A 26,488-nucleotide genomic window follows, 5' to 3' on the forward strand; every position below is an offset into this window, starting at 1 on the left:
TGATCGCCGTTTAGCACCCGCCGGCCTCGACGACATGCTCCACCCGCGCATCCGCCAGGACCTGCTGGAACAGCAGCGGTGACATGGGGCGACCGAGATAGAAGCCCTGCGCCTGGTCACACGCAAGCTCGGTCAGCTTTCCAAGCTGTGCAACTGTCTCGATACCTTCGGCGGTTACGGTCAGCGAGAGGGCGTGACCCATGCTGACAATGGCGTGGACGATTGCTTCGCTGCTTTGTGACTGGTCAAGTCCGGAGATGAAGCTGCGGTCGATCTTGATGCCGTCGAACGGATAGCTGCGAAGGTAGCTCAGGGACGAATAGCCAGTGCCAAAGTCATCCATGGACAGGCGAGTTCCCAGCGCCTTGAGCGCGTTCATGGTCGTCAGCGCCGAGGCGGCATCTTCGAGCATGACGCTTTCGGTGATCTCCAGCTCAAGACGCTGCGGCGCAATGCCCGTGCTCTTGAGAACGGTTGCGATACGGTCGACTAGATCACTGCGCTGAAACTCAACCGGAGACAGGTTCACCGAAACCATCAGCTCATCGCCCCAGCTCAGGGCGTTAAGGCAGGCTTCACGCAGCACCCAGTCGCTGAGCTCCACGATCAGGCCGGTTTCCTCGGCCAATGGGATGAAACAGGCCGGGCTGAGCAGATCACGGATCGGATGCTGCCAGCGCACGAGGGCCTCGGCACCGACGATGGTTTGTGAAGACGCATCGTAGCGCGGCTGGAAATCGAGGCGGAACTCATGGCGGCGCAACGCCTGTCGCATGTCCATTTCGAGTTGGCGACGCTCCATGATTCGCTCGTTCATCGCCGGCTCGTAAAACCGGAACAGGTTACGGCCGCTGGACTTGGCTTCGTACAGCGCGATGTCGGCATAGCGCAGCAGGTCCTCCGCGGTCAGCCCGTCGAACGGCGCCGAAACGATACCGATGCTGGCGCCTACGCTGACGTCGTTGGTTCCGATTCGTATAGGTTGGTTGATCTGCTCGATCAGCCGCAGGCATAGCCGCTCTGCCTGCTCCTGGGTGCGGCAGTCGGTGGCCACAACGATGAACTCGTCGCCGCCAAGCCTTGCTACCAGGTCTGTCTCCCGTGTGCCGCCGGTGAGCGCCTTGGCCACTTCGCGAAGCACCACATCGCCCGCAGCGTGACCAAAGGTGTCGTTGACAGGCTTGAAGCGGTCCAGATCCAGAGCGAGAAGAAACACGGGGTGGTCACCACTCAGGCCTTCGCTCAAGCGGGTATTGAGAAAGTTGTTCAGACGGTGACGATTGGCCAGCCCCGTTAGGGCATCGTGCTGGCTGATGTGCTCGATGCGCGCCTTGGCTTCGATTTCCTCGGTGATGTCGCAGACAGTGCCCTGGTAACCCTGCAACTGTTCTGCAACCCGCACGGCGCGGGCAGAGAGCTGGCAATAGCGTGGGCTCTGGTGGTCGTCGCGCATTTCACATGGAATTGGTCTGCGACCGGCAGCGACTCCGTCTTCGGCAGTGGCAGCCATCAGCTGTTTGTCATACGCCAGCAACTCGGTGAGCTGACGCCCTATCCAGGCGTGACAGGCTAGACCCGTGACCTGCGTGAAACGCTCGGACAGAAACGTCAGCCGTTGTTCTGAATCGGTTTCCCAGATCCAATCCGAGGATGCTTCCGAAATATTCTTGAAGCGCTGCTCGCTGACCCGTAACGCTTGCTGAGAGGTATCGATCATGTCCGCTGCATGGATGACACGACTGCGCAACCAGAACATAAGCGCGGCGACCAGTGTTCCGAGCAGCAACAGCATGGGCAGGAATTTCGCCAGCACCGACCTGCCCAGCGCTTCGCTCTGCCATTGCAGTGTGGTTGCAATGCCGAGGCTTTCTTGCAGCGTCAGCATCGGTCTCGAGCCGTCGGGAACGGTGCCAACGGTAGCGGTGAGGCCGATCAGGTCGAATGCTTCGTCCAGCACCTTCAGCTTCGGGCCGGTCAGCACGTCGACATAGACGAGATAGGACAGCTGTGCGAAATCATCGTACGAGCTGTCCGGCCGTATCACAGCGGCCGACACCACGGCCGGCATTCCTGTGACTGAAAAGTAGACCTGCGTGAAGCCGTCTTCGGCAGACCGGCTGCGGGCGCTGGCCAACAGCGCCGGCAAGTCGCCGGCTATCCAGTCGTGCGCTTCAACGTCGCTCAACTCGCCATCGACGATGGCATAGCGGGTCGATGCGTCGGGCCCCAGAACGAAAACGCCGTCCAGGCCGTACGTGGAAAACAGCGACTGGCCGATGTTGTCGCCTTCGAACGCCCAGCCTACATCCACGTCGCCGCTCATATGCTTGTAGGCATCGTTCCAGAAAGCGTAGTCGGCCAGCGCGGTGCCGATCTTGTCTCGCCGGCTCTCCATTGCCTTGGCCGCGTCTGTTTCGCTGTGCTGTACCTGCTGTTCGTCCAGCTCCATGCACAGATAGACCAGCGCCAGGGCGACGGTGATGAAAAGCGTAGCGACCACATAGATGAAACCGAGTGAGGCTCGGCGGGTCATGGCGGTGTAGCCTGCTGCTTCGTTGGGGATGCTAGTTGCGATGGGACGTATCATCGATATGGCCGGGCTCGAGTGAGTTGCGCTGAGAACGCTTGCACGGTCTGTATCGGCTGAAGCCCGTCTTGCCGCTGTGCTGGTCGGCAGATTCCGACCGATGGCGCGAGGCACGATTCCTATCGCTGCACAAACGTTCTAGCTCGCCTGCTTCTCCGCGAGTCGATAATCTCCGTTGGATACGCGGTGTCCAGAAGCCGGGGGCGACATGAACGACAGCAGCTGGATCGACCTGAAGTTGGATGCCGAAACAGGCATCGAGACCATCCGCGCGCATTTCGAAGGCCATGCCTACGATCCGCATTGGCATGACAGCTACCTCATCGGCTTTACGGAGCAAGGCGTTCAGCAGTTCCACTGCCGTAGGGCCCTGCACAGCAGCATCGTAGGGCAGGCGTTTCTGCTGGAGCCGGGCGAGATCCACGATGGCCGTGCGCCGACTCCCGGCGGCTTCACCTACTCGACCTTCTACCTGCAGCCCCATTGGCTGGAGGCCCAGCTGCGCGGGCTGTTCGAAGATGCACCGAGCGATTGCCTGCCCAGTTTCAAGGAAACCCTTGCCGATGAGCCGGGCCTGGTGAGGCACATCGCCTACGCATTTCAGGCCGTTCACCTCGACGAGATGCGCATCGTTCGGCATGCCGCACTCGACGGTCTGCTGGATGTGTTGTCGGGGCGGATGCACTGGCGCAAGCGTCTGGAGGCTTCCGCGCCGCTACCTTCGGTTGCGATCAGGACCAGGGATTACCTTCATGCTCATCTTGACCAGGACCTCGGGCTCGACGAGCTTGCAGCGGTAGCCGGGGTCGACCGCTTCCGCTTGTCCCGTGCGTTCAAGGCTTCCTTTGGGCTGGCGCCCCACGCCTATCTCGTTCAGCTTCGGCTAAGCGCCGCTCGCAAGCTGCTGCGGCAGGGTTTGGCACCTGCTAACGTCGCCATGGAGCTGGGATTCGCCGACCAGAGCCACCTTGGCCGATGGTTTCGCCGGACCTACGGCCTTAGCCCCGCGGCGTATCGAAAAAGCTGCTCAAACCTTCCAGACCGCTGAGCCGAACAGACGCAAAGTGGCAGGACCGAAACTGGAGACCTGCCCATGCCTTCCACCGCCCCCCATTCATGCACCGCTCCCCGTCCTGTTAGCGGGGGGCTGCGATGAACCAGCTTCTCCCGTTTGTACTCTTCACCTTTGTCGCTTCGATCACCCCTGGGCCTACTAACATGCTCGTGCTCAGCAGCAGCGCCCGTTTCGGTTGGCGCGCCGCTCTCCCTCTGCTGACGGGCGCCTGCCTAAGCGCCGCGCTGATCGTCATGCTGGTCGGCCTGGGGTTGGGCGAAATATTGATGCGGCTGCCAGCTGTGCAACATGCGATGGCCTGGTTGGGCGTTGCCTGGATCACGCTGCTGGCCTGGAAACTCTGGCGCAGCGCCGATGAGCCCTTGGATACAGACTCGGCCGGCATACGCATCGGGGCATGGGGCGGGGCGGCTTTGCAGCTGATAAATCCCAAGACATGGATGATGGCGCTTGCGGTAGTCAGCGTATTCGCGGGCGCTGACGCAGGCCCGGCAGGATACGCGGGCTACGCGCTCATCTTTCTTGGCATAGCGGTGCCTTGCCTGATTGGATGGGCCGCGCTCGGCCGAGGGGCGGTCAGGCTGCTGCGCTCCCCGGCATCGCTGCGGTGCTTCAATCGGGTTATGGCGCTACTGTTGCTCGTCTCGGCATGGGGCAGCCTGCTGATGTAAGGCGCTTTCTCGCGGCGGCGTTTAGCGCGCTACGCCTGGTTCGCAAAGGCAACTATCATGCGCGGCCGGGGCGCTTGCATATTCATCGCGGACTGGGGAACCAAAGCCGACTCAGTGATGGTCGAAGCGCCTAGACAATGACCACCACCGGTCTTGGTTTTCGATTGCCTCCCGTGCGGCGCTGTTGCCTGAGGCGACCTACTTACCCTTCAAAGGAACGATAGATGAGCATCGACCTCAACGCAGGACGCCTCCCGGAAGAACATTCATTGACCAACATTCCGCGCCTGATCTCGCGCTACTACAGCGAGCGACCAGATCCGTCCGATCCAGCGCAGCAGGTTTCTTTCGGCACCTCCGGGCATCGCGGCTCCTCGCTTAAGGCGAGCTTCAACGAGTGGCACATCCTGGCGACCACACAGGCGATCTGTGACTATCGCCGGGAGCAGGGCATAAATGGCCCGATCTTCGTGGGCATGGACACCCATGCGTTGTCCGAGCCGGCATTCGTCTCCGCGCTGGAAGTGCTGGCCGCCAATGGCGTCGAGACGCGCATCGACGCCGGCTGCAGCGAAACCAACGGCGAGCCGGGCTATACGCCGACGCCTGCTATTTCCAACGCCATTCTCGAGTACAACGCCGGTCGCAGCAGCAGCCTGGCTGACGGCATTGTCATCACGCCGTCGCACAATCCGCCCGCTGACGGCGGCTTCAAATACAACCCCACCAACGGCGGCCCGGCCGATACCGGCGTGACCAAGTGGATCCAGGAGCGTGCCAATGCGCTGCTGGTCGCCGGGCTCAAGGGCGTCCAGCGAATGGATTACGCCCAGGCGCTCAAGGCGCCCACTACTCAGCGCTTCGATTTCATCGACAGCTATGTAAGCGGCCTGGAGCAGGTGATCGATCTCGAAGCGATCCGTAATTCCGGGCTGAAGTTTGGCGTCGATCCGCTGGGCGGGGCTGGCGTGCACTATTGGACGCGCATTGCCGAGCGCTACAGCCTGCCGCTTGAGGTGCTCTCGACCCGCGTGGATCCCACCTTCCGCTTCATGCGCCTGGACTGGGACGGCAAGATCCGTATGGACTGCAGTTCACCGCATGCCATGGCCGGTCTGATCGAGAACAAGGACCGCTTCGACGTCTCCTTTGCCTGCGACACCGACCACGACCGCCACGGCATCGTCGCGCGCTCGGTGGGCCTGTTGAACCCCAATCACTACCTGGCCGTTGCCATCGAATACCTGTTCACGCATCGCCCCGAGTGGGGCGCTGCGGCGGGCATCGGTAAGACCTTGGTGTCGTCTTCGATGATCGACCGCGTTGCCAAGGGCATCGACCGCAAGGTCGTCGAGGTGCCGGTGGGCTTCAAATGGTTCGTAGACGGTTTGATGGACGGCAGCCTGGGCTTCGGCGGTGAGGAATCCGCTGGCGCGTCGTTCCTGCGCAAGCAGGGCGGCGCCTGGTCGACGGACAAGGATGGCCTGATCCTCGGCCTGCTGGCTGCGGAAATCACCGCAGTGACTGGCAAGGACCCGGGCGAGCGCTATCAGGCGCTGACCGAGCGTTTCGGCGCTCCGGTCTATCAGCGTATCGATGCCCCCGCGAACCGCGAGCAGAAAGCCAAACTCGGCAAGCTCTCTGCGTCTCAGGTCACGGCGGGCGAACTGGCGGGTCAGCCAATTACCCAGATTCTTACCGAAGCTCCAGGCAACGGTGCCGCCATTGGCGGCCTCAAGGTTGTAACCGACAACGGCTGGTTTGCGGCGCGGCCGTCCGGTACCGAGGATGTCTACAAAATCTATGCGGAGAGTTTCGAGGGCGACGCTCACCTCAAGCGCATTCAGGAAGAGGCCAAGGCGCTGGTCGACAAGGTGCTCGCAGGATGAAGTTTTCTACACTGCCATGGCGGCAACGCGCTGCACAGGTTGGTTGATCCGAGCAGGCGATTTGCTTTGTGCGACTTAAACTCCAGCTCCTGGCAGCGCGGCCGTTTCCTAGCGAAGCGGCCTGAAGCACATCCACCTATCCAGGGGCACGATTCCCAGCTGAAGGTGTGAACGCGTCCGGTGTGATGGCGGTGGATGCAATAAGGTTTGCCGTGCCGCCGCACGTGCGTTTGGGCTCACTTCGCCAGAACCGGGGTAGGTGCTTGTGTCGAATGAAGGCTGGATAATGCGCACAGGTCGTCCGGTCAGCAGGTCGCGGAGAGTGGCCGCCGTCGTCATCAAAGAGATAGGTATTGCTTGAAAGACCATACCAGAGAGGCGCTTGAGGCAGAGATAAAGCGCCTGCGCACGCTGCTCGAACAGGCAGGAACCGGCGCGAAAAAACAGGCGTGGCCCGATCTCCATCAGCCGGCTGCTGTAATGATGCCCCACGCGACAAGTGCGAGCGGACCGGTGCACGTGCAGAGACCTGCCGGAGAAACTGGGTCCAGCACGGGCGCGCGTGTCTGTGGCGATGCACGCCGACTTGCGGTGTTCAACAACCTCAATGAGTTGGCCATTATCCTGACCGACCCGGCCGGCATCGTTACCGACTGGAATGCGGAGGCCGAGCGGGTGATGGGGTGGCGCGCGGAAGAAATGATTGGCCAGAGCATCGAACGTATCTTCACGGCGACCGATCGAGCCACCCATCGGGCCAAGCAGGAAATGGACGATGCCCTCCATCAGGGGCGCATGACCAACGAGCGCTGGCATCTGCACAAGGATGGTCAGCAGTACTGGATGTCGGAGGCGATGTCGCCGCTGTATGCCGATGATCGAAGCCATATCGGATACATGAAAGTCCTCCAGGATCGCACCAGCGAACAACTGGCGGGCCGCGCTATCGAAGAATCCCAACAACGCTATCGTCTGGCTGCTGAAGCGACCAATGACGCCATCTGGGATTGGGATCTGAGCAGCAATCAAGTGCTCTGGAACGACGCGTTGGAACAGGCGTATGGCTACTCGCTAGCGGACGTCGACAACCAGGCAGAGTGGTGGATCGGACGCATCCATCCCGACGACCGCACGCGGATTCATTCATCGATCTACGCCGTTATCGATGGAGGCGGTATCACTTGGACAGACGAGTACCGCTTTCTACGTCAGGACGGCACATACGCCGAGGTAATCGATCGCGGCCAGGTGATTCGCAACGCTGCAGGGCGGGCGGTGCGCATGATTGGGGCGATGCTTGATCTGACCCGCATGCGCGCCGTAGAGATAGCGCTGCGTCAGAGCGAAGAGCGATTCAGAACCATTCTGGAGACGATCGAAGCAGCGTTTGCTATCGTTCAGGTCAAGTTTGACGCGGATGATCAGCCCGTGGACTACATGTTCCTGGAGGCCAACCCCGCCTTCGAACGTCAGGCTGGTGTCGACCTGAGAGGCAAATGGGTTACCGAATTCGCCCCGGAGTTGGAGCATTTCTGGTTTGAAACCTATGGCCATGTTGCCAAAACCGGGGAGCCTGCCAGTTTCGAGAATTATGCTGAGGCGTTCGAGCGATGGTTCGATGTTCGGGCTGTTCGGGTAGGAGACCCCGCCGACCGCCAGATCGCGATTCTCTTTAGCGATGTCACACAAAGGCGAGCTGCCGAAGAGCGTCTACGCGTCAGTGAATCGCTGGCTCGGGAAAACGTTCAGCGCGTTCAGCTTGCCTTGGCGGCGGGCGCGATCATCGGCACTTGGAACTGGCATCTGCCGAACGACCGCTTCACCGTCGATGAGGGCTTTGCACATACCTTTGGCCTCGACCCGTCCTTAGGCCGTGAAGGTCTGAGCCTTGAGCAGGTAATTGCCACCGTGCACGCCGAGGACCGGGAGGGACTCAAGGCTGCGATTGCGGAAGCAATCTCCCGCGGCGGTGCCTACGCCCATCAATACCGGGTACGGCGGGCTGACGGCAGGTACTACTGGATAGAGGCGAATGGACGTGTCGATCATGCCCAGGACGGTACCCCTCAAAATTTCCCAGGCGTTCTGATTGATGTCGAGCACAAGCGCTCCATCGAGGCAGAGCGCGACCGTGCAACCGCAGCACTGAGATCGCTCAATGACACGTTGGAACAACGTGTGGCCGACCGGACTGCAGCACTGATGCAGGCCGAAGATAAGCTGCGCCAGTCGCAGAAGATGGAGGCAGTCGGACAGCTCACTGGCGGGCTCGCCCATGACTTCAACAACCTGCTCGCTGGTATATCTGGTGCATTGGAGCTGATGAGCCTGCGTTTGTCCCAGGGCCGTCTGGACGATATCGACCGATACCTGGCTACTGCCCAGGGCGCTGCAAAACGCGCAGCCGGTGTGACCCACCGTCTTCTGGCGTTTTCGCGCCGGCAGACGCTCGATCCAAGGCCGATCGACGCAGATCTGCTGGTGGAGGGCATGACAGAGTTGATTCAGCGCACGGTCGGTCCGGGCATCCAGGTCAACACTGTCAGTGCCGATGACTTGTGGTCGGCGTCCGTCGATGCCAGCCAGCTTGAGAGTGCCATCCTCAATCTCTGCCTGAATTCACGCGATGCCATGCCGGACGGCGGACGGATCACCATCGAGACGGCCAACAGATGGCTCGAGGGAGAATCGGCTCGCGCCTACGATGTTCCTGAAGGCCAATATCTGTCATTGAGCGTTACCGACACCGGAACGGGTATGACGCCTGCAGTGATCACCAAGGCCTTCGAACCCTTTTTCACGACCAAGCCGATCGGTCAGGGTACAGGCCTGGGACTGTCGATGATCTATGGCTTCGCCAATCAGTCTGGTGGTCAGGTTCGTATTGATTCAGAGGTCGGGCGCGGCACCCGGGTGTCGCTGTTCCTGCCGCGCTATAGAGGTGATGTGACCGAGCCCCTAGTTGCCCCGGCGTGCACTGATAGTGTCCTGGGCGAAGCCAGGGGAACCATTCTGATTGTCGATGACGAACCGACCGTGCGCTTGTTTCTCATGGATGTCCTGGGCGAACTTGGCTATACGCTGATTGAAGCGGCCGACAGCATCGGCGGCCTCAAGGTGCTGCAATCGGACGTCAACATCGATCTGCTCATCACCGACGTCGGCTTGCCCGGCGGCATGAATGGACGGCAGATGGCCGATGCGGGCCGGGAAGTCCGTGCCGATCTGAAAACTTTGTTCATCACCGGTTACGCAGAGAGCGCAGCCCTTGGGTATCAAACGCTTGGGCCAGGGATGCAGGTGCTGACGAAGCCGTTCGCTATCGACACGCTTACCACCAGGGTTCAGGGGCTGATGACTCGGTAGCCTGTCGGGCAGGAGCACCGTTAACGATGGCGGCTTGCGCCTGTCTGAAGGCTGACGTCAGTGGGTAGATGACTCGGGCAGCTTCGCGATCACCTTGATTTCGAACTGAAACCCATACAGCCAGGTCACGCCAATGGCCGTCACGGTAGGGTGCGGCGCGCTGCCCCAATATTCCGGCACAACGCTCCAGACACGCTCGAAATTGGCCTGTGGGTCGACCATAAAGACGGTCACGTCAACCACATCGTCAAACGTGCAACTGGCAGCCTTGAGCACCGCGTTCAGGTTCTCAAAGGCGAGTCTTACCTGAGCTTCGAGTTCGGGTTCCGGCGATCCGTCCTCGCGGCTGCCGACCTGTCCCGATACGAACAGCATTCCATTGGATCGAACGGCTGGCGAGTAACGGTTCTGCTCATAAAGTGCTTGTCGCCCAGCAGGGAAAACCACGTCACGTGTGTTCATAAGAGCCTCTTGCGTCGGTTGATCTTGATGGAGACTGTAGAGCTGCCCGTTGCAGGGATAAACTCGCCAGCTTGTTCAGCACTGTTCTCAAAATCCAAACAATCCCAGCGCCCGGAGCCGACATGGACCGCTTTGTCGCGATGCAGGCCTTTGCTCGAGTGGTCGAAACCGGCAGCTTCACCAGAGCTGCCGACACACTGCACCTGAGTAAAACCAGCGTGACCCAACTGGTGCAACAGCTCGAAGCGCGGCTGCGCGTGAAGCTGCTCAACCGAACGACACGCAAAGTCAATGTCACCGCCGATGGCGCCGCGTATTACGAGCGCGTGGTGCGGTTATTAGCGGATCTGGATGATGCCGAAACCAGCCTGTCCAGTGCGTCGACATCGCCGCGTGGTCGCCTCAGGGTGGACGTGCCCAGCCCGTTTGCGCGCTCCATCCTGATACCAGCGCTTCCCACCTTTCATGCGAGGTATCCGGAAATTCAGCTGGACCTGGGTGTCAGCGACCGGATGGTGGATCTGATCAACGAGAACGTCGATTGCGTGGTGCGCGGGGGTGAACTCACCGACCTGTCACTCATGGCTCGGCACATTGGCGACCTCCAGCTGGGGGTCTATGCCGCACCCAGTTACCTCGAGCGAGCAGGAACGCCGTCCCATCCACGTGAGCTGGAGGACACGCATCACCGCATCGTGGGCTTTTTGTGGGCGCGCACCGGGAAGGTCTTTCCCTACGCCATACATCGCGACGGCGAACGCGTCAGCGTCATGGGTCGTTATGTGCTTTCTGTGGACGACGGCAACGCCTATCTGGCTGCCGGCCTGGCGGGATTGGGTGTGTTATGGCTGCCTGACTATCTGTCCCACGCTCATCTGGAAAATGGCGATTTGGCGCCATTGTTTGAAGACTGGCGCCTTGAGCCGATGCCGCTGTATGTCGCCTTCCCACCGAACCGGCACGTCAGCGTGAAGGTGCGGGTCTTCATCGACTGGATCGCTGAGTTGATGGCTCAGCAAGCGCCGGTTGCGCGTCAGGAGCGCGCGTAACCACTGCCGCACCCTGCGGATGCCTTGCTGTCACACCGAGGAGTAGACAGAACAGGAGGGTGCATGTCGGTCGAGGCGGATTTTTCACTGCTTGAATCACTGTTGCTGGCCGTGGGCCTGGCGGCCAGGAAGAGGAAGTCCGGGCGGTGTGCCGCGCGGAACTTGAAGCGAGCTGCGATGAGGTCTGGGTAGATGCAGCGAACAACCTGATCGGGGTGATCCGTGCTGCAAACGTGGCGCGAGAAACGGCGCAGTCACGAGCGATTCGGGTCATGGCACATCAGGATGAAATCGCCATGGTGGTCAAACGCATCGGCGACGATGGGCGGCTTCACGTCGTTGCGCTGGGAGGGGCCTTTCCGGTGAACTTCGGGATGTGTCCGGTCGATGTGATGGGCGAATCGCAAAATCTGCCGGGGGTGCTGTCTTTTGGCACCATGCACGGGACAGCCGAATCGACCCAGTCGATGGATATCCTCAGCGGCAATGTGCAGTGGCGCGATGTACACGTCATCACCCGGCGAACCAGAGACGAGCTGGCGCAAATGGGCGTAAGACCGGGCACTCGGGTCGTTCTGAGTCAACATTGGCGTCGACCATTCCGCGTACACGACGCCATTGCCGGCCACTTCCTCGATGACCGCGCGCCGGTGGTTGCCGTCCTGCGCGCAGCTGAGGCGCTGGCTGAGCGCAAGGGCGAGCTCGAACAGGACCTGTATTTCGTGCTGACCACCAACGAAGAGGAAACCAACTCGGGTGCGCAGTACGCGGCGCGAACACTGCCGGGCGTGGTGTGCATCGCGATTGAAGTGGGACCCATCGCGCAAGAGTACGGCACGCGGTTGTGTGCGGACCCGATCATCCTGACCGGGGACGAGAAGGGCCTGTACACCAAGTCCGTCTCCGATGACCTGTTGGGCGCGGCCATCCGCTGTGGCTACACCCCTCAACCGGCGCTTATGCCCGGCTTTGCCTCCGATGCCAGCGCAGTGCTCAGCTCGGGCTCTTCGCCTCAAGCCGGTTGCCTGGCTATCCCGACGGAGAATACGCATGGCTACGAGTTGATTACCGATGACGGCATGCACGCCTGTGCGCGCACGCTCATCGAGTACCTCCTGAATGCAGCGTAAACAGGCTGGCCGCGGCTGGCCGGATTTTCGCCGTCACAGGCGCAACTGAGCCAAGGCGAAGCAGCAAACACGGGTGCTCTGCTTGTCTCAGGCTCTACCAGACCAAGCACCTCACGCCTTCGGGGGCTGAACGCAATGGCGTCCAGCCAATCGGACACTGGCGTTGCGCTATGTATGCCAGGGTACGCATGTACAGATTCTTAGACATCGGGTCGACTATCGTTGAGTCATGAAGCCCTTTAAAAGCCCTGCAATGAGGCGATTTCAGGGGCGACTGAGACTTTTATAGCTCATTCCGCCTATTGGCACGGCTTTCGCTCCGTTGTCTGGGTCTTGCCTGTTCGCTCGGAGCCTTCAGCGAACCGGACCGCCGAATATGGCGCCAGAACAATAAGGAATCTTGCAATGAAGCCCCGTCCCGAACCTGCTGACGCGTCAGTTTGCTTTGTGTCGTCTGTCTCCGTCTTACCATTAATGGCCCATGCTGTGTATTGCGCGCGCGGTATGTCCCGCGCCGCCATTGGTGACGCTGTGCGCCTGCGGAGGCCAGTATGAAACTCAACGGCCGATCGGCTCTCGTAACTGGCTCGACCAGCGGAATAGGGCTCGGCATCGCTTGCAAGCTGGCGGAGGCGGGCGCGAATGTGATGCTCAATGGTTTTGGCGATGTCGATGCCGCCGTTGCGCAAGTATCAGCGTATGGCACCCGCGTCCTGCATCACCCAGCTGACGTATCCGACGCCGATCAGATTGCGGAAATGGTCGCCGAGACCGAACGCGAATTCGGCACCTTGGACGTGCTGGTGAACAACGCGGGTATTCAGCACGTTGCGCCGATCGAGAGCTTTCCGGCAGAGCGTTGGAACAGCATCATCGCCATCAATCTGTCTTCGGCCTTTCACACCATCCGCCTGGCCTTGCCCGGTATGCGGCAGCGCAACTGGGGGCGGATCATCAACGTTTCTTCGGCCCACGGGCTGGTGGCTTCGGCTCAGAAGTCTGCCTACGTGGCGGCCAAGCACGGCTTGGTCGGATTGACCAAAAGTGTCGCGCTGGAAACCGCCACTACCGGAATAACCTGCAACGCCATCTGCCCGGGTTGGGTGCTGACGCCTCTGGTGCAGCAGCAGATCGACAACATTGCCAAAGCCCATGGCGACCCCCAGCGTGCAACGCGTGAGTTGCTGATGGAAAAACAGCCGTCACTGGACTTCGTGACGCCGGAGCAACTCGGTGAATTGACGCTTTTCCTGTGCAGCGATGCAGCCATTCAGGTGCGTGGCGTCGCCTGGAACATGGATGGCGGCTGGGTCGCGCAGTAGTTGCCTGAAGAAGCCATGGCGCAGCGGTACGGGTTCAACCGGTTCCGCTGAGCTGTCGCAGGGTGCGGACGGAGAGACTCGATCGCTCACACCCTGCGGCAAGTTTTCTTGACCGCTTGGGACGAAGCAGCCGACCGCGTGCAGCGGCGTTTTGACCTGTTCACGAGTTCGTGGCGTGTCTCGATGATCTTGCGGCGTGACTTCAGCGCTCGCTCAAGCCATGCAACTGAAGCTTTGAGTACAGGCTTGCTCTGGAGATGCCCAGCTCGACCGCTGCGCGGCGGCGGTTGCCTTTGCAGGCGAGCAGGGCGGTCTGCAAGGCGCGGCGTTCGGCCTGGGCGATGCTCTCTGCGAGGAGTTGCAGTGGGGCGTTGGGTTCCGGTGTGGGTTCAGCAAGCATCGGCTCACTGGGGGTGAAGGCAGCCTGCGGCGCGGCGGCAGTCTTCGCGCCCAACAGCGGCAGGAAATGGCGCGCTTCCAGCGGTGTGCCATCCGCGCTCAGCTGTGCGCGTTCTAGTAGGTTGCCCAATTCGCGCACGTTGCCGCGCCAGGGCTGGTTACAGAGCAATGCAATGGCGCTCGGCGCAAGTTCCATCGGAGCCTGCCCGGAGCGGTTGGCAATGTCATCGAGCAGATGTTCGATCACGGCGGGTATGTCGGCGGCACGGTCGCGCAACGGCGGCACCTGCAGCGCCAGCACGTTGAGTCGATAATAGAGGTCATCGCGAAACTCGCCGGCAGCGACCTTGGCTTCCAGATCAATGTGCGTGGCGGCGATCACCCGCACGTTCAGTGGCTTGACCTGATTGGAGCCCAGTGGCTCGATTTCCTGCTCCTGCAGCACCCGCAACAGCTTGGCTTGCAGGGCCAATGGGAGGTCGCCGATTTCGTCGAGAAAAAGCGTGCCCCCGTTGGCCACTTCGAACTTGCCGATGCGCGCCTTGCGATCTGCACCAGTAAAGGCGCCAGGCGCGGTGCCGAACAGCTCGGCTTCGACCAATGTCTCTGGAATCGCCGCGACGTTGACGGCAACGAAAGGCCCATTGGCGCGCGGCGACAGGTTATGAATGCCCTGAGCCAGCAGCTCCTTGCCGGTGCCGGTCTCGCCGCGGATCAGCACGGTGGCGTCCAGCTGTGCGGCGCGACGAGCCTGACGTTTAACTTCACTGGCGGCCGGGCTGGTGCCGATAAAGCCTGCAATGGTGTAGCGCGCCCGGCGAGCCTTGGCCAGCTCGTTCTGGGTCGCGACCAGCTGCGTCTGCAGCGTGGTGAACTTGGACATCAAGGGCTTCAGGTGCCGGGCTCGGTCGAACAGCACGAAACCCAGGGCGCCGACCAGGGTGCCGTCCTCGTCACGAAGCGGGATTCGCGTCACGACAAAATGCTCGCTGCCGAAAGCCATCAGATCGAGCATGCTCGGCTGGCCGCTCTCCACCACTTCGCGCAAGCGGCTGGCGGGCAGCACTTCTTCGATTTCCTTGCCGAGAACACTGCGCGGGTCGCTGATGCCGATCTTTTCCGCGTATTTGTCATTGATCCAGACGATACGCGCCTGGCGATTGACCGCGATGGTGCCTTCGCACTGAGCATTGAGGTGGTCGAACAGCAGCGGCATGGCCACCGCACGGAAGCGTTCGGGCGATACGCCGATGGTCAGGCCGTTGAGGTCAAGGTCGTTGCGGGCGATTGCCATGGGTTCGAGCTGTCCGGTGAGGTTCGGCCGATTATGGAAGGCGCCGGCTGCCGTGGGCAAGGCAACCGGTCCGGGCTCAGAGTCCGTACACCTCGTTGGGTAGCCACGTCGCCAGCGGCGCAAAGAAGAACACCAAGGCCAGGCCGAGCAGCTGAATCAGGATGTAGGGCATAACGCCGAGATAGACGTCCCGCGTCGTGACCTCCGGAGGGCAGACCCCCTTGATGTAGAACAGCGCGAAGCCCACGGGCGGAGTCAGGAAGGAGGTTTGCAGGCACAGCGCGAAGAGCACCGCGAACCAGAGCGGGTCGACACCCATGGAAAACAGCACCGGCGCAACCAGCGGCAGGATGATCAGCGTGATCTCCACCCAGTCCAGGAAAAAGCCCAGCAGGAAGGTGATGAACAGTACGGTTAGCAGCACACCGGTCTGACCGAACGGCAAACCCGTGAGCGCGGCACGGATCACGTCATCACCGCCCAGGCCGCGCAACACTGCGGCGAACACCGTGGCGCCGATAAAGATGCCGAAGATGAATGCCGAGGTGCGGCTGGTCTGGTAGAGCGCTTCCTTCAATACCGCCATGTTCAGCTTGCGGCTGAGGGCCGCCATCAGCACCGCACCAAACGCACCGACCGCAGACGCTTCCGTCGTTGTAGCGATACCGAAGAAGATCGAGCCGAGCACGGCCAGAATCAGGACGAAGGGCGGCACCACTGCCCAGAACACATCGATCAGCGCCTTGGCATCAAGCTTCTGGCGATTGGCAGGAGCAGGCGCAAAGTCCTTCTTCAGCCACGACACCACCACGATGTAGAGGATGTACATCAGGGCCAGCATCATCCCGGGTACCAGAGCACCCATGAACAGCTTGCCCACCGAGGCTTCGGAGGTGCCGAGTCGGTCGGCCATCAGGACCAGCATGATGCTAGGCGGAATCAGAATGCCCAGCGTACCGACCGAACAAGCGGTGCCGACGGCAAGGCTCTTGTTGTATTTGGCCTGCAGCATCGGCCCGATCGAGAGCATGCCGAGCAAGGCCACCGAGGCGCCGACGATACCGGTAGAAGCGGCCAGCAAAATGCCCACCAGCACCACTGTTACGGCGTAACCACCACGCAACGGACCGAGCACCCGGACCAGGCTGTGCATCAGCCGCTCGGCGATGCCGGAGCGGTCGAGCATGATGCCCATGAAGATGAAAAGCGGCAGGGCAACCATCAGCTCATTGGCGACAATGCCGTAGATGCGTGCGTCCAGTACCCCGATGGTGCCGTCCCAGGTGAACCAGAGGTCAGCATCGAAGTGCTCGACCATGACGTGCCCGAGTACCGCGAACAACAACCCGATGCCGGCCAGTGACCAGGCGACCGGAAAGCCAAGCAGCAGCAGCCCCATGAAGGTGGCGAACATGCTGATGACGAGAATTTCTTCCAGACCCATGATTACGGCTACTCCATCAGGGCTGCGAATGGCCGCGGTCGCGGTCATGCGTCGGGGCTATAAAAGCCCGGGGAAAGTTGAATAGCAGCGTGCTGCAGCGTGTGGCCCGTGACAGCAAGGCCAGCGCAACCAGCGTCAGCCCGATGGGCAATACGCTCTTGAAGATGTAACGGTGCGGCAGCCCGCTTGGCGCCTGAGAACGCTCGTCATAGATGAAGGCTTGGTAGGCGAAGGGCACCAGCGCATCGACCATCAGCACCACGATCGGCAATGCCAATATCAGGATCGCCAGCAGTTCGATGAGGGCCTGGCTGCGCAGCGTGAATTTCTCGCGCAGCACGTCGACGCGGACATGGTCGTCACGCACCACGGCATAGGCCAGGGCGAGCATCAAAGCGGCACCGAACAGATGCCAGGACAATTCTTCCAACGCGATCGAGCCGCGAGACAGCACGAAGCGGCTGAACACGTTGGTCAGCACCACCGCCAGGACCAGCAGCCAGATCCATGCGCTGGCTTCACCGATGGCGACAAGCGCCTTGTCCAGCCACCAAGACAGTTTGTTGTGAGGCAGTGCATCCGCTTGAGCGGCAGGCACTGCGTCATTAGGGGAAACGGGATGAGCGGACACGGCCACCTCGGAGATCCGAACCAGGAGAAAGCACGGCGCGAACCGTGCGCTAGAGACCTGTCAGGTTGGCAAGATTCTTCACCTGCTGTGCTAAGACTGCGTTACTGCGCTTCGGCAGTTGCCGACCGACCGCAGAGACCTCAGCACAGCAGGATCCAAACGTTGATGAAAGGCCAACCCTAGCGGGTACTAGGCTTTGCTGAGTGGATCACTCGTACTGGTAGTAATCGCGCGGCAAGTAGCCTTTGCCGTGCCAGATCGAGTGATGCTTCATGAAGTCGCGCTGGCTGCTCAGAACGCGGTTGAACATCTCGTCCTTGGCGGCTATTTCATCGAGCACTTCGTTGGTTACGCGCTCCAGCTCACGCAGTACTTCTTCAGGCAGCACCTGGGCCTTCACGCCTTGCTTTTCGTACTCGCGCAAGGCGGTCGGCTGGGCCCACTCGCTCTCGGCAAAGCCTTTGAGCGTGGCCGACTCGCAACCCATCTCGATCAACGCGCGGCTCTGTGGCTCAAGCTTGTCCCAGACGTCCTTGTTGACCAGCAGGTGCGAGGTGGTCAGCGTCTGGTGCCAGCCCGGCATGATGTAGTTCTTGATGATCTGATCGAGGCCCAGCATCTTGTCGATTGCTGGCTGCGAGAACTCGGTGGCGTCGATGGTCTTGCGCTCCAGCGCCTGATAGATCTCGCCGCCGGGGATCATGGTGACCGAGGCGCCGAGCTTCTCCAGTACCTTGCCGCCGATGCCGGCAAAGCGGATGCGCAGGCCATCGAAGTCTTCCAGCTTCTCGATTGGCTGGGCAAACCAACCCGCGCCCTCAGGACCGATGATGCTGCAGAGCATCGGGTGAATGTTGCGCTCGGCATAAATCTCTTCCAGCAGCTTCTTGCCATCACCCTCGTAGTACCAGGCCAGATAGGCTGGCGGCTCCATATTGAAGGGTGCGCCGGAGTACAGGGGGAGTGAGGCAATTGTGCCCTGGTCGTAGCCGATCCAGGTGTAGCCAGCGGGGTACTTGCCGTTGCTGACTGCATCCATGATTTCGAAGGGTGGCACCAGTTCGCCAGGCTCGTAGTAGCGCAGCTGGATATCACCGCCAGAAATGGCTTTGAGGGATTCTGAGAGATGCTTGATAGGTGTGGTCAGACCGACCAGGTGAGAGGGAAAGGCCAGGGGCACTTGCCAGCGAATCTTCTCGGCTGCCATGACGTCAGTGCTGATCAGGCTGGCGCTGAGAAGGGTGGTAGCACCGATGGCGCAGGCGAGTCGGGACAGCTTTTTGGATATCGACATTGCAGGTTTCCTTCTTTTTTTTGTTTTGGTAACCAGAGGCGCGGGCCGGCGTTCAGTTGGCCGGAAAGCGAGACGAGGCAGCACTGATTTATCGTCCCGCCAGGTGTTCTGGCGTCTTGCCTGTATTACTTAGCAGGTTCTGTGCCTGACTGTGGGAAAACCTGATAACCCACGGGCCAGAGGCTTATCGGCGTTCAGCCAATTTTGCATGTGTCCAACTGGCCGGACACTCATCCGCGCCGACCTAAGGGCTGTCCAAACCTCTGGACTGATGTCTATATATCTGGACCCGAAGGCTCAATCCGGCAGCAAGCATGACGTTAGGAGCGCTGCGATCTTTCCCTCTAGGGTGCTTTAAGCGAAAGCGGGGGCCGGACTCAGCCCACATCCTTTTCCACGGTCGCCTTCAGCGCGGTGAGGCAACGTTCTTCGGCGGTATCAAGTTCCAGCTGCATTTGCTGAATATCAAGCAATTGCTGTTCGAGCTGCTGGCGGCGTTCGGCAATCATGCCAAGCATGATGTTCAGCTGTTTCTGGTTGCCGGCCTTGGGGTCGTAGAGTTCGATCAGGGTCTTGCATTCGGCGAGCGAGAAGCCGATGCGCTTGCCACGCAGGATGAGCTTCAGGGCGACACGATCCTTGGGGGTGTAGATACGCTCCTGGCCGCGCCGCTTCGGCGAGAGCATGCCTTGTTCTTCATAGAAGCGTATGGCGCGGGTGGTGATATCGAGCTCGTTGGCCAAATCGGAAATGCTGTACGTCTGCTTTGCCATGAAGGTATCCAGTTCTGCCTATCCACCCACGACTCACGGAGCCGGGCGCGTTTACTACGGTTTGAAAGCGAGTCAAGGCTACACGCTGCGTTGGCCCGATGCACAGTGGCGTCGGGCCATATCGCGCCACTCACTGCTGGATCGAACAACCGGTGGCGTCTTGTAGCTCCTCGAAGCTCACCCCGTCGGCCAGCTCTACCAGCTTCAGGCCTTGCTCGGTCACGTCAAGCACGCCCAGATCGGTAATGATCCGGTTGACTACACCGACGCCGGTCAGCGGCAGGTCGCATTGCTTGATGATCTTGTGCGCGCCCTTGGCGGTGTGCTCCATCAAGACGACCACGCGCTTGACCCCAGCCACCAGATCCATCGCACCGCCCATGCCCTTGACCATCTTGCCGGGGATCATCCAGTTCGCCAGGTCGCCTTTCTCCGAGACCTGCATGGCGCCAAGGATGGCCAGATTGATATGGCCGCCGCGGATCATGCCGAAACTCATCGCATTGTCGAAGAAGGCGCTGCCGGGGAGGGCGGTGACGGTCTGCTTGCCGGCATTGATCAGGTCCGGGTCGATCTCGTCTTCGGTAGGGAAAGGACCGATGCCGAGCAGGCCATTCTCACTCTGCAGCCAGACGTCCATCCCTTCGGGAATGTAGTTGGCGACGAGAGTCGGCAAGCCGATGCCCAGGTTGACGTAGAAACCGTCCTGCAGCTCCTGCGCGGCGCGTTGCGCCATCTGTTCGCGTGTCCAGGCCATGATCAGCTCCTCACCGTGCGCTTTTCGATGCGCTTCTCGGCGTTCGGGTTATGGATGATGCGCTGCACGTAAATGCCCGGCAGGTGGATCTGGTCGGCGTCCAGTTCTCCGGTTTCCACCAGATGATCAACCTCGACCACGCAGACCTTGCCTGCCATGGCCGCCAGCGGGTTGAAGTTGCGCGCGGTCTTGTTGAAAACCAGGTTGCCGGCCTTGTCCGCCTTGTAAGCTTTGACCAGCGATACGTCGGCGGGCAGCGACTCTTCCATCACGTACCACTCGCCATTGAACTGGCGGGTTTCCTTGCCTTCGGCGATCAGCGTGCCGTAACCGGTACGGGTATAGAAGGCGGGTATGCCGGAGCCAGCGGCGCGCAGTTTCTCGGCCAGGGTGCCTTGCGGAGTGAATTCGAGTGCCAGTTCGCCGGCCAGGTACTGGCGCTCGAACTCTTTGTTCTCACCGACGTAGGAGGAAATCATCTTGCGCACCTGGCGCGTTTCGAGCAGCAGACCGAGGCCAAAGCCGTCGACGCCGGCGTTGTTGCTGATCACGGTGAGGTCTTTCCTGCCCGTGTCGCGCAGTGCCTCGATCAGTGCCTCGGGAATGCCGCACAGGCCAAAACCGCCAACGGCGAGCGTCATGCCGTCCTCGACCAGGCCGTCGAGCGCCTGCTTGGCGTTGGGATAGATCTTGTTCATGAAATGCCTCTTGTTATCTGAGGTTGGCTACAGACTCGGGTTACTCCGCGCTCAGTCGGGCCCGCGCGACGCGTGATCCGTTGGGACGACCCAGCACATCGCTGATGCGCTGACCGGCCGCGATCAGCGCGTTCAGGTCGATGCCGGTCTGGATGCCCAGGCCGTCGAGCATGTAGAGCACGTCTTCACTGGCCACATTGCCGCTGGCGCCTTTGGCATAGGGGCAGCCGCCGAGGCCTGCGACCGAACTGTCGAAGGTGCCGACGCCTTCCAGCAGGCTGGCGTAGATGTTCGCCAGCGCCTGACCATAGGTGTCGTGAAAGTGACCGGCGAGCTTGTCACGCGGAACCTCGCGACTGACCGCCTCGATCAGCTGTCGGGTTTTGCCCGGTGTGCCGGCACCGATGGTGTCGCCCAGCGAAACCTCATAGCAGCCCATGGCGAACAGCTCGTGCGCCACATGCGCGACGCGCTTGGGGTCTACTTCGCCTTCGTAAGGGCAGCCCAACACGCAAGAGACGTAGCCGCGTACCTGAATGCCGTTCTCGCGCGCTGCAGTCATCAGCGGAGCGAAGCGCGCCAGGCTTTCGTCGATGGAGCAGTTGATGTTCTTTTGCGAGAAGGCTTCCGAGGCGGCGCCAAACACAGCCACTTCACTGACGCCGGCTTCGATGGCTGCTTCGAGTCCTTTCATATTGGGCGTCAGCGCGGCGTAGGTGACGCCGGGCTTCTGCTTGATCTGCGCGAACACATCGGCAGAACCCGCCATTTGTGGCACCCACTTGGGCGAGACGAAGCTGCCCACCTCGACATAGTGCAGCCCCGCGCTGGTGAGGTCGTCGACCAGGCGAACCTTGTCTGCAACGCTGATGGGCTGCTTTTCGTTCTGCAGGCCGTCGCGGGGGCCGACTTCCACAAGGCGTACCCGACGTGGCATTTCAGTGGTTGGAGTCATTGGTTGTCCTCATGAACAAGTTCGAGCGCCGTGCGGTGAAAGCCGATGACCGGCAGGTCATAGCAAGACTCTGCGGCTCAAGTTATCAACAGCATGGCAGATAAAACTGGAAGCCCCGCCTCTTGCTGGCGGCACCACGTTTGAGAACCGCCATGCTACGCAAATTGAAAATCTCCCATCGCACGCTGCTGTTCTTTGCGCTTGTAGCCGTGCTGCTGGCCGCGCTTGGGTTGTTCAGCCTGATGCAGATGTCCGCGATACGTGCTGCGGGCAGCGAGATCGACTCCGATTGGATGCCAAGCCAGGCGGCCGCTGACGATATGGCGCTGAATCTTGCTCACGTGCGGATCGAATCCATGCGGCAGTTGGCCTTCCAAGACGCCGAAACGCTTCGCAAGAGCGACGAGCAGATCGCTGCAGCAATGACCAAGCTCAGCCAGCTGATGGCTCGTTACGAGGAGCACATATCCAATCCTGATGAGGCTCGCGTGTTCGGTGTCGTCAAGAATGTATACGCCAGCTATCCCCAAGCGCTTCAGGATCGCCAGCGCGTGCTTGCCGCCAACCCGAGCGAGGACAGGGCTGCCGCGGTGAACGCGCGGGTTAGCGAGCTTAGCCACCAGCTCGAACAGGCTTTGTTGGAACTCCGGTCGTTTAACGAGGAGGGCGCCCATCATGCTGTCGAGGCGGCCACGTCCGTTTATCGGAACGCGCAGAGGGTGATCGCCTCGGTGATCCTGGTTGCGTTGGTCTCGACCGTTGCGCTGGCGCTGCTGTTGACCGCCAGCATCGTGCGGCCCATGCGTCGCGCTGTCGCCGTTTCGAATCAGATTGCCAAAGGCGACCTCACCCATGAAGTTCATGTTAATGGCAACGACGAAGCCACTGAGCTGCTGACCTCGCTGAGCGAGATGCAGGCCAACCTGCGTAGCATCATCGGGCAGATCAACGATTCGGCCCATGTGCTGACGGCTTCGGCCGAAGAAATGAGCGCTGTCATGCTGGACAGCACCGAGGGCTTGCAGCGGCAGAACGATCAGATTGAACAGGCCGCCACGGCGGTGAATGAGATGACTTGTGCGGTCGAAGAGGTGGCCAGCAATGCCGTATCCACCTCCGAGGCGTCGCGGGCTTCCAGCGAGTCGGCTCAGCAGGGACGTATGCAGCTCGAAGACGCCATTGCATCGATACAGGCGTTGGCGGCTGATGTTGTCAGCGCCTCGGCCCGTGCCGGTGAGCTGGCCGATCAGACCCACAACATCACCCGTGTGCTGGATGTAATTCGCGCGGTGGCCGAGCAGACCAACCTGCTGGCCCTGAACGCTGCCATTGAGGCGGCGCGAGCCGGAGACGCCGGCCGCGGCTTCGCCGTGGTGGCGGATGAGGTGAGAGCATTGGCGAAACGTACCGGTGAGTCGACCCGAGAAATCGAGTCGATGCTTGGCAGCATTCAGCAAGGCACCGGGCTGACAGTCGAAGCGCTGCAACAAGGCGCCTCGCGCGCGCAGACCACCCTGAACAAGGCCGAAGCGGCTGGCGTTGCCCTGGTGCGGATTGCCGAGACGGTCGCCGGAATCAACGAGCGCAACCTGGTCATCGCCAGTGCGTCGGAGGAGCAGGCGCAGGTGGCCCGTGAGATAGATCGAAACTTGGTCAGCATTCGTGATCTCTCGGTGCAAACCTCTGCTGGCGCCCAGCAAACCAGTGTGGCGACTCAGGAGCTGTCGCGCCTGGCGGTGGATCTGAATGGACTGGTGAGTCGTTTCCGGATGTAGCCGCTGCGCTGTGACTGCGCCGCTCCCGGAGCGTGAAGGGCGATTTATTGCTCGTCCGCGAGAGCGGCGACCTCTCGGGTCGCTGCCTTCGCAAGCAGGCTCGCTTCTACAACGGCCGCATTGAGCGGCTGGACCTACGCCACCAGCGCCTGGCGAGGCCGGCAGAGCCTGCCCGATTGCCCGGCCTGCGGCGGCTTTCATCACTCAAGCTCTACCAAAGTGGTGCCTTCACTGATCATCTCGCCTTCAGTGCAGTAGACGGCTTTCACCACGCCCGCTTCGGCGGCTCGGATGCTGTGCTCCATCTTCATCGCTTCCAGCACGACCAGTGTGGTGCCGGCCTCGACGGTCTGCCCGGCCTCGACCAGTACGCGAACAATGCTGCCATTCATGGGGGCGGTGAGGCCGCCGTGATGTTGGTGGCTGGCCTCGACTTCGGCGATGGGATCAAACGCGGTGACCGCCTGCAACTCGCCATTCCATTCAAGGTAAAGCGTTTCGTCCTTACGGAGGGTCTTTGGCTGACGGCTGGCTTGCGAGGCGGCCAACTCGCTTCTGGCGGTGGCAGTATCGATGCGCACCAGTCGGCTTTCACCGTTGCATTGCAGGTGCACGCCGATCCGCGCCGGCATACCGAAGCGCAGGCCATCGCGCTGCGCCCAAGGCGAATGAAGGTCGTCCTCACGAATTTTCGCCGGCTCGGTCTGCACGAACAGCCCGGCGGCGAGCTGCCAGAACGCGTCGGGCAGCTCGCCGGTTGCCCGCATCAGCTCGGTTTCGTGGCGCGGGATGAAGCCGGTGTCCAGCTCTGCCGCTGCGAAAGCCGGATGCCCGACTACGCGACGCAGAAAAGCAAGGTTGGTGCGCACGCCGCCAACGCAGGTCTCATCCAGCATCGCCAGCAAACGCAGGCGCGCTTCTTCACGGTTTTCCCCCCAGGCGATGAGTTTGCCGAGCATCGGGTCGTAGAACGGCGAAACGGTGTCCCCTTCTGTCACGCCGCTGTCGACCCGACGCCCAGGCCCTGCGGCCGATTCGCGGTAGAGGTCGATCGTACCGGTGGCCGGCAGGAAGTCGTTGTCCGGATCTTCGGCATACAGCCGCACTTCGATGGCGTGGCCTGTGAGCGGTACCTGATCCTGGGTGATTGGCAGCGGTTCGCCACGGGCTACGCGGATCTGCCAGGCCACCAGGTCGAGTCCGGTGATGGCCTCGGTGACCGGGTGCTCGACCTGCAGGCGGGTGTTCATTTCCATGAAGAAGAACTCGCCACGGGCATCGAGCAGGAACTCGACCGTCCCGGCGCCGACGTAGCCGATGGCCTGCGCAGCCTTGACCGCGGCTTCGCCCATGGCCCGGCGCAGCTCAGCGGAGAGGCCCGGGGCGGGCGCTTCCTCGACGACCTTCTGGTGGCGGCGCTGGATCGAGCAGTCGCGCTCATTGAGGTAGAGGCAATTGCCATGCTGATCGGCGAACACCTGGATCTCGACGTGACGCGGCTTGAGGACGTATTTCTCGACCAGCATGCGCGAGTCGCCAAACGACGACTGCGCCTCGCGCTGGGCTGATTGCAGCGCCTCGGCCAGATCAGCCTCGCGCTCGACCACCTTCATGCCTTTGCCGCCACCGCCTGCGGTGGCCTTGAGCAATACCGGGTAGCCGATCTTTTCTGCAGCGACGCGGAAGGTTTCCACGTCCTGGGCTTCGCCGTGATAGCCGGGCACCAGTGGCACGCCGGCCTTTTCCATCAGTGCCTTGGCCGCCGATTTGCTGCCCATGGCATCGATGGCCGAGGCAGGCGGGCCAAGAAATATCAGGCCGGCATCCTCGATGGCGCGAGCGAAGTCGGCATTCTCGGAAAGGAAGCCGTAGCCCGGATGGATCGCCTGCGCGCCGCTGGCCTTGGCGGCGGCAATCAGTTTGTCGATCAAAAGGTAACTGTCGGCCGGCTTGGCGCCGCCGAGGTCAACGCGAATGTCGGCTTCGCGGGCATGCCGGGCATCACGGTCGATGCCGCTGTGCACAGCTACGGTGGTGAGGCCCATGGCCTTGGCGGTACGCATCACGCGGCAGGCGATTTCGCCCCGGTTTGCGACCAGCAGGGTAGTTATCATTGTTCTGGCTCCTGCGTCCAATTGGGTTTGCGCTTCTCCAGAAAGGCGTTGAGGCCTTCCTGTCCTTCGGGGCTGACCCGTATGCGCGCAATGGCATTTTCGGTGTAGCGACGCAGCGCCGGGCTCAGCGAGATGCTGGCGGCTTCGCGTAAGAGATCCTTGCTGGCTCGCATGGCCTGCGGGCTGTTGAGCAACAGGTTGTCGAGCCAGCCGTGCAAGGCGTCATCCAGTTCGGCGGCGGCGTAGGTCTCGGACAACAGGCCGAGGTCGCGGGCGCGCTCGCCACTGAAGCGTTCGCCCGTCATGGCGTAGCGGCGTGTGGCGCGTTCGCCCATGGCCTTGACCACGAAGGGGCTGATTACCGCGGGAGCTAGACCGATGCGCACTTCGGAGAGGGAAAACAGCGCGTCATGCGCACCGATGGCCATGTCGCAGCAGGCGACCAGTCCGACCGCACCGCCGAACGCTGCGCCTTGCACCACTGCCAACGTCGGCAGCTTGAGGTGGTAGAGGCTGTACATCAGTTCGGCCAGCTCGCGGGCGTCGGTGAGGTTGGCATCGAAATCCAGCTTCGCCGACTGCTGCATCCAGGCCAGATCCGCCCCGGCCGAAAAGTGCTTGCCGCGGCCGCGCAGCAGCAGGAAGCGCAGGCTCTTGTCCGCCTGCACCGTGTCGATTGCCTGTACCAGTTCGCGGATCATTTCGGCGTTGAAGGCGTTGTTCTTTTCCGGTCGGTTGAGCCACAGGGTGGCGAAGCCGCGCGCGTCTTTGTTCAATTCGATGGTCTGGAAATCGGTCATCTG

20 protein-coding genes are annotated in these 26,488 nt (G+C 61.4%); 8 read left to right on the forward strand and 12 right to left on the reverse strand.

Translation table 11 applies throughout. The annotated features are described in order from the left end of the window. Positions 1-10: 10 nt before the first annotated feature. On the reverse strand, positions 11-2,533 hold the full coding sequence (locus CXK96_RS03220) for a bifunctional diguanylate cyclase/phosphodiesterase (protein WP_256061637.1): 2,523 nt from the start codon (positions 2,531-2,533) through the stop codon (positions 11-13). Between the two features lie 262 nt (positions 2,534-2,795). Between CXK96_RS03220 and CXK96_RS03225 the strand changes: the two genes are divergently transcribed. From CXK96_RS03225 to CXK96_RS03240, 4 genes are all read left to right on the forward strand, one after another. Beyond that, positions 2,796-3,635: an AraC family transcriptional regulator gene (locus tag CXK96_RS03225; RefSeq protein WP_102835072.1), complete on the forward strand. Its 840-nt coding sequence runs from the start codon at positions 2,796-2,798 to the stop codon at positions 3,633-3,635. Between the two features lie 104 nt (positions 3,636-3,739). Further along, a complete protein-coding gene (locus CXK96_RS03230; protein WP_102835073.1) occupies positions 3,740-4,333 on the forward strand; it encodes a LysE family translocator in 594 nt (197 codons plus the stop codon). 224 nt (positions 4,334-4,557) lie between these two features. Next, on the forward strand, positions 4,558-6,222 hold the full coding sequence (gene pgm / locus CXK96_RS03235; RefSeq protein WP_102835074.1) for a phosphoglucomutase (alpha-D-glucose-1,6-bisphosphate-dependent): 1,665 nt from the start codon (positions 4,558-4,560) through the stop codon (positions 6,220-6,222). A gap of 483 nt (positions 6,223-6,705) precedes the next feature. Then, positions 6,706-9,588 (forward strand): PAS domain-containing hybrid sensor histidine kinase/response regulator, encoded by a 2,883-nt coding sequence (locus CXK96_RS03240; protein ID WP_102835487.1) that lies wholly within the window; start codon positions 6,706-6,708, stop codon positions 9,586-9,588. A gap of 57 nt (positions 9,589-9,645) precedes the next feature. Here CXK96_RS03240 and CXK96_RS03245 read toward each other — a convergent pair whose 3' ends face one another. After that, complete coding sequence (locus CXK96_RS03245) at positions 9,646-10,050, reverse strand: RidA family protein (protein WP_102835075.1); 405 nt, start codon at positions 10,048-10,050, stop codon at positions 9,646-9,648. Positions 10,051-10,172: 122 nt separating this feature from the next. Here CXK96_RS03245 and CXK96_RS03250 point away from each other — a divergent pair, with 122 nt between their 5' ends. The 3 genes from CXK96_RS03250 to CXK96_RS03260 all read left to right on the forward strand — a co-directional run bounded on the left by CXK96_RS03250 (position 10,173) and on the right by CXK96_RS03260 (position 13,551). Beyond that, positions 10,173-11,099: a LysR family transcriptional regulator gene (locus tag CXK96_RS03250; protein WP_102835076.1), complete on the forward strand. Its 927-nt coding sequence runs from the start codon at positions 10,173-10,175 to the stop codon at positions 11,097-11,099. Positions 11,100-11,245: 146 nt separating this feature from the next. Then, positions 11,246-12,229 (forward strand): M28 family peptidase, encoded by a 984-nt coding sequence (locus CXK96_RS03255; protein ID WP_336442432.1) that lies wholly within the window; start codon positions 11,246-11,248, stop codon positions 12,227-12,229. Between the two features lie 551 nt (positions 12,230-12,780). Then, positions 12,781-13,551 (forward strand): 3-hydroxybutyrate dehydrogenase, encoded by a 771-nt coding sequence (locus tag CXK96_RS03260; RefSeq protein ID WP_102835078.1) that lies wholly within the window; start codon positions 12,781-12,783, stop codon positions 13,549-13,551. 202 nt (positions 13,552-13,753) lie between these two features. On the opposite strand, the gene CXK96_RS03265 is transcribed toward CXK96_RS03260, so the two are convergent. The 8 genes from CXK96_RS03265 to CXK96_RS03300 form a co-directional block, all read right to left on the reverse strand. Further along, positions 13,754-15,244 carry a sigma-54 interaction domain-containing protein gene (locus CXK96_RS03265; protein WP_102835079.1) on the reverse strand — a complete coding sequence of 497 codons (1,491 nt, stop codon included), beginning with the start codon at positions 15,242-15,244 and terminating at the stop codon, positions 13,754-13,756. A gap of 76 nt (positions 15,245-15,320) precedes the next feature. Beyond that, complete coding sequence (locus CXK96_RS03270; RefSeq protein WP_102835080.1) at positions 15,321-16,688, reverse strand: TRAP transporter large permease; 1,368 nt, start codon at positions 16,686-16,688, stop codon at positions 15,321-15,323. Positions 16,689-16,704: 16 nt separating this feature from the next. Beyond that, positions 16,705-17,319 (reverse strand): TRAP transporter small permease subunit, encoded by a 615-nt coding sequence (locus CXK96_RS03275; protein ID WP_256061635.1) that lies wholly within the window; start codon positions 17,317-17,319, stop codon positions 16,705-16,707. A gap of 208 nt (positions 17,320-17,527) precedes the next feature. Further along, entirely contained in the window at positions 17,528-18,613 is a 1,086-nt protein-coding gene (locus CXK96_RS03280; RefSeq protein ID WP_102835082.1) for a TRAP transporter substrate-binding protein, read from the reverse strand. A gap of 377 nt (positions 18,614-18,990) precedes the next feature. Beyond that, positions 18,991-19,386: a MerR family transcriptional regulator gene (locus CXK96_RS03285; RefSeq protein WP_102835083.1), complete on the reverse strand. Its 396-nt coding sequence runs from the start codon at positions 19,384-19,386 to the stop codon at positions 18,991-18,993. Positions 19,387-19,516: 130 nt separating this feature from the next. Further along, a complete protein-coding gene (locus tag CXK96_RS03290) occupies positions 19,517-20,143 on the reverse strand; it encodes a CoA transferase subunit B (RefSeq protein WP_102835084.1) in 627 nt (208 codons plus the stop codon). 2 nt (positions 20,144-20,145) lie between these two features. Continuing rightward, positions 20,146-20,841: a CoA transferase subunit A gene (locus CXK96_RS03295; protein WP_102835085.1), complete on the reverse strand. Its 696-nt coding sequence runs from the start codon at positions 20,839-20,841 to the stop codon at positions 20,146-20,148. Between the two features lie 40 nt (positions 20,842-20,881). Continuing rightward, positions 20,882-21,796, reverse strand: coding sequence for a hydroxymethylglutaryl-CoA lyase (locus CXK96_RS03300; protein WP_272867942.1), 915 nt, complete (start codon positions 21,794-21,796; stop codon positions 20,882-20,884). A 152-nt stretch (positions 21,797-21,948) separates the two neighbouring features. Here CXK96_RS03300 and CXK96_RS03305 point away from each other — a divergent pair, with 152 nt between their 5' ends. Beyond that, entirely contained in the window at positions 21,949-23,571 is a 1,623-nt protein-coding gene (locus CXK96_RS03305) for a methyl-accepting chemotaxis protein (protein ID WP_102835086.1), read from the forward strand. A 200-nt stretch (positions 23,572-23,771) separates the two neighbouring features. Here CXK96_RS03305 and CXK96_RS03310 read toward each other — a convergent pair whose 3' ends face one another. Together CXK96_RS03310 and CXK96_RS03315 are read right to left on the reverse strand one after the other, a co-directional pair. Then, on the reverse strand, positions 23,772-25,685 hold the full coding sequence (locus tag CXK96_RS03310; protein ID WP_102835087.1) for an acetyl/propionyl/methylcrotonyl-CoA carboxylase subunit alpha: 1,914 nt from the start codon (positions 25,683-25,685) through the stop codon (positions 23,772-23,774). After that, positions 25,682-26,485, reverse strand: coding sequence for a gamma-carboxygeranoyl-CoA hydratase (locus CXK96_RS03315; protein WP_102835088.1), 804 nt, complete (start codon positions 26,483-26,485; stop codon positions 25,682-25,684). Before CXK96_RS03315 ends, CXK96_RS03310 begins: the two co-directional genes overlap by 4 nt. Positions 26,486-26,488: the final 3 nt, after the last annotated feature.

Origin of the sequence: Stutzerimonas stutzeri, assembly GCF_002890895.1 — a bacterium.
Classification (GTDB): Bacteria; Pseudomonadota; Gammaproteobacteria; order Pseudomonadales; family Pseudomonadaceae; genus Stutzerimonas; species Stutzerimonas stutzeri_AB.

Bases quoted from the DNA above. Each gene is read 5' to 3' on its own strand.
- CXK96_RS03290 (WP_102835084.1), bottom strand. From the start codon at position 20,143: ATGGCCTGGACACGCGAACAGATGGCGCAACGCGCCGCGCAGGAGCTG.
- CXK96_RS03270 (WP_102835080.1), bottom strand. From the start codon at position 16,688: ATGGGTCTGGAAGAAATTCTCGTCATCAGCATGTTCGCCACCTTCATG.
- CXK96_RS03300 (WP_272867942.1), bottom strand. From the start codon at position 21,796: ATGACTCCAACCACTGAAATGCCACGTCGGGTACGCCTTGTGGAAGTC.
- CXK96_RS03280 (WP_102835082.1), bottom strand. From the start codon at position 18,613: ATGTCGATATCCAAAAAGCTGTCCCGACTCGCCTGCGCCATCGGTGCT.
- CXK96_RS03225 (WP_102835072.1), top strand. From the start codon at position 2,796: ATGAACGACAGCAGCTGGATCGACCTGAAGTTGGATGCCGAAACAGGC.
- CXK96_RS03295 (WP_102835085.1), bottom strand. From the start codon at position 20,841: ATGAACAAGATCTATCCCAACGCCAAGCAGGCGCTCGACGGCCTGGTC.
- CXK96_RS03265 (WP_102835079.1), bottom strand. From the start codon at position 15,244: ATGGCAATCGCCCGCAACGACCTTGACCTCAACGGCCTGACCATCGGC.
- CXK96_RS03315 (WP_102835088.1), bottom strand. From the start codon at position 26,485: ATGACCGATTTCCAGACCATCGAATTGAACAAAGACGCGCGCGGCTTC.
- CXK96_RS03310 (WP_102835087.1), bottom strand. From the start codon at position 25,685: ATGATAACTACCCTGCTGGTCGCAAACCGGGGCGAAATCGCCTGCCGC.
- CXK96_RS03285 (WP_102835083.1), bottom strand. From the start codon at position 19,386: ATGGCAAAGCAGACGTACAGCATTTCCGATTTGGCCAACGAGCTCGAT.
- CXK96_RS03250 (WP_102835076.1), top strand. From the start codon at position 10,173: ATGGACCGCTTTGTCGCGATGCAGGCCTTTGCTCGAGTGGTCGAAACC.
- CXK96_RS03230 (WP_102835073.1), top strand. From the start codon at position 3,740: ATGAACCAGCTTCTCCCGTTTGTACTCTTCACCTTTGTCGCTTCGATC.
- CXK96_RS03220 (WP_256061637.1), bottom strand. From the start codon at position 2,533: ATGACCCGCCGAGCCTCACTCGGTTTCATCTATGTGGTCGCTACGCTT.
- CXK96_RS03240 (WP_102835487.1), top strand. From the start codon at position 6,706: ATGCCCCACGCGACAAGTGCGAGCGGACCGGTGCACGTGCAGAGACCT.
- CXK96_RS03305 (WP_102835086.1), top strand. From the start codon at position 21,949: ATGCTACGCAAATTGAAAATCTCCCATCGCACGCTGCTGTTCTTTGCG.
- CXK96_RS03260 (WP_102835078.1), top strand. From the start codon at position 12,781: ATGAAACTCAACGGCCGATCGGCTCTCGTAACTGGCTCGACCAGCGGA.
- pgm (WP_102835074.1), top strand. From the start codon at position 4,558: ATGAGCATCGACCTCAACGCAGGACGCCTCCCGGAAGAACATTCATTG.
- CXK96_RS03245 (WP_102835075.1), bottom strand. From the start codon at position 10,050: ATGAACACACGTGACGTGGTTTTCCCTGCTGGGCGACAAGCACTTTAT.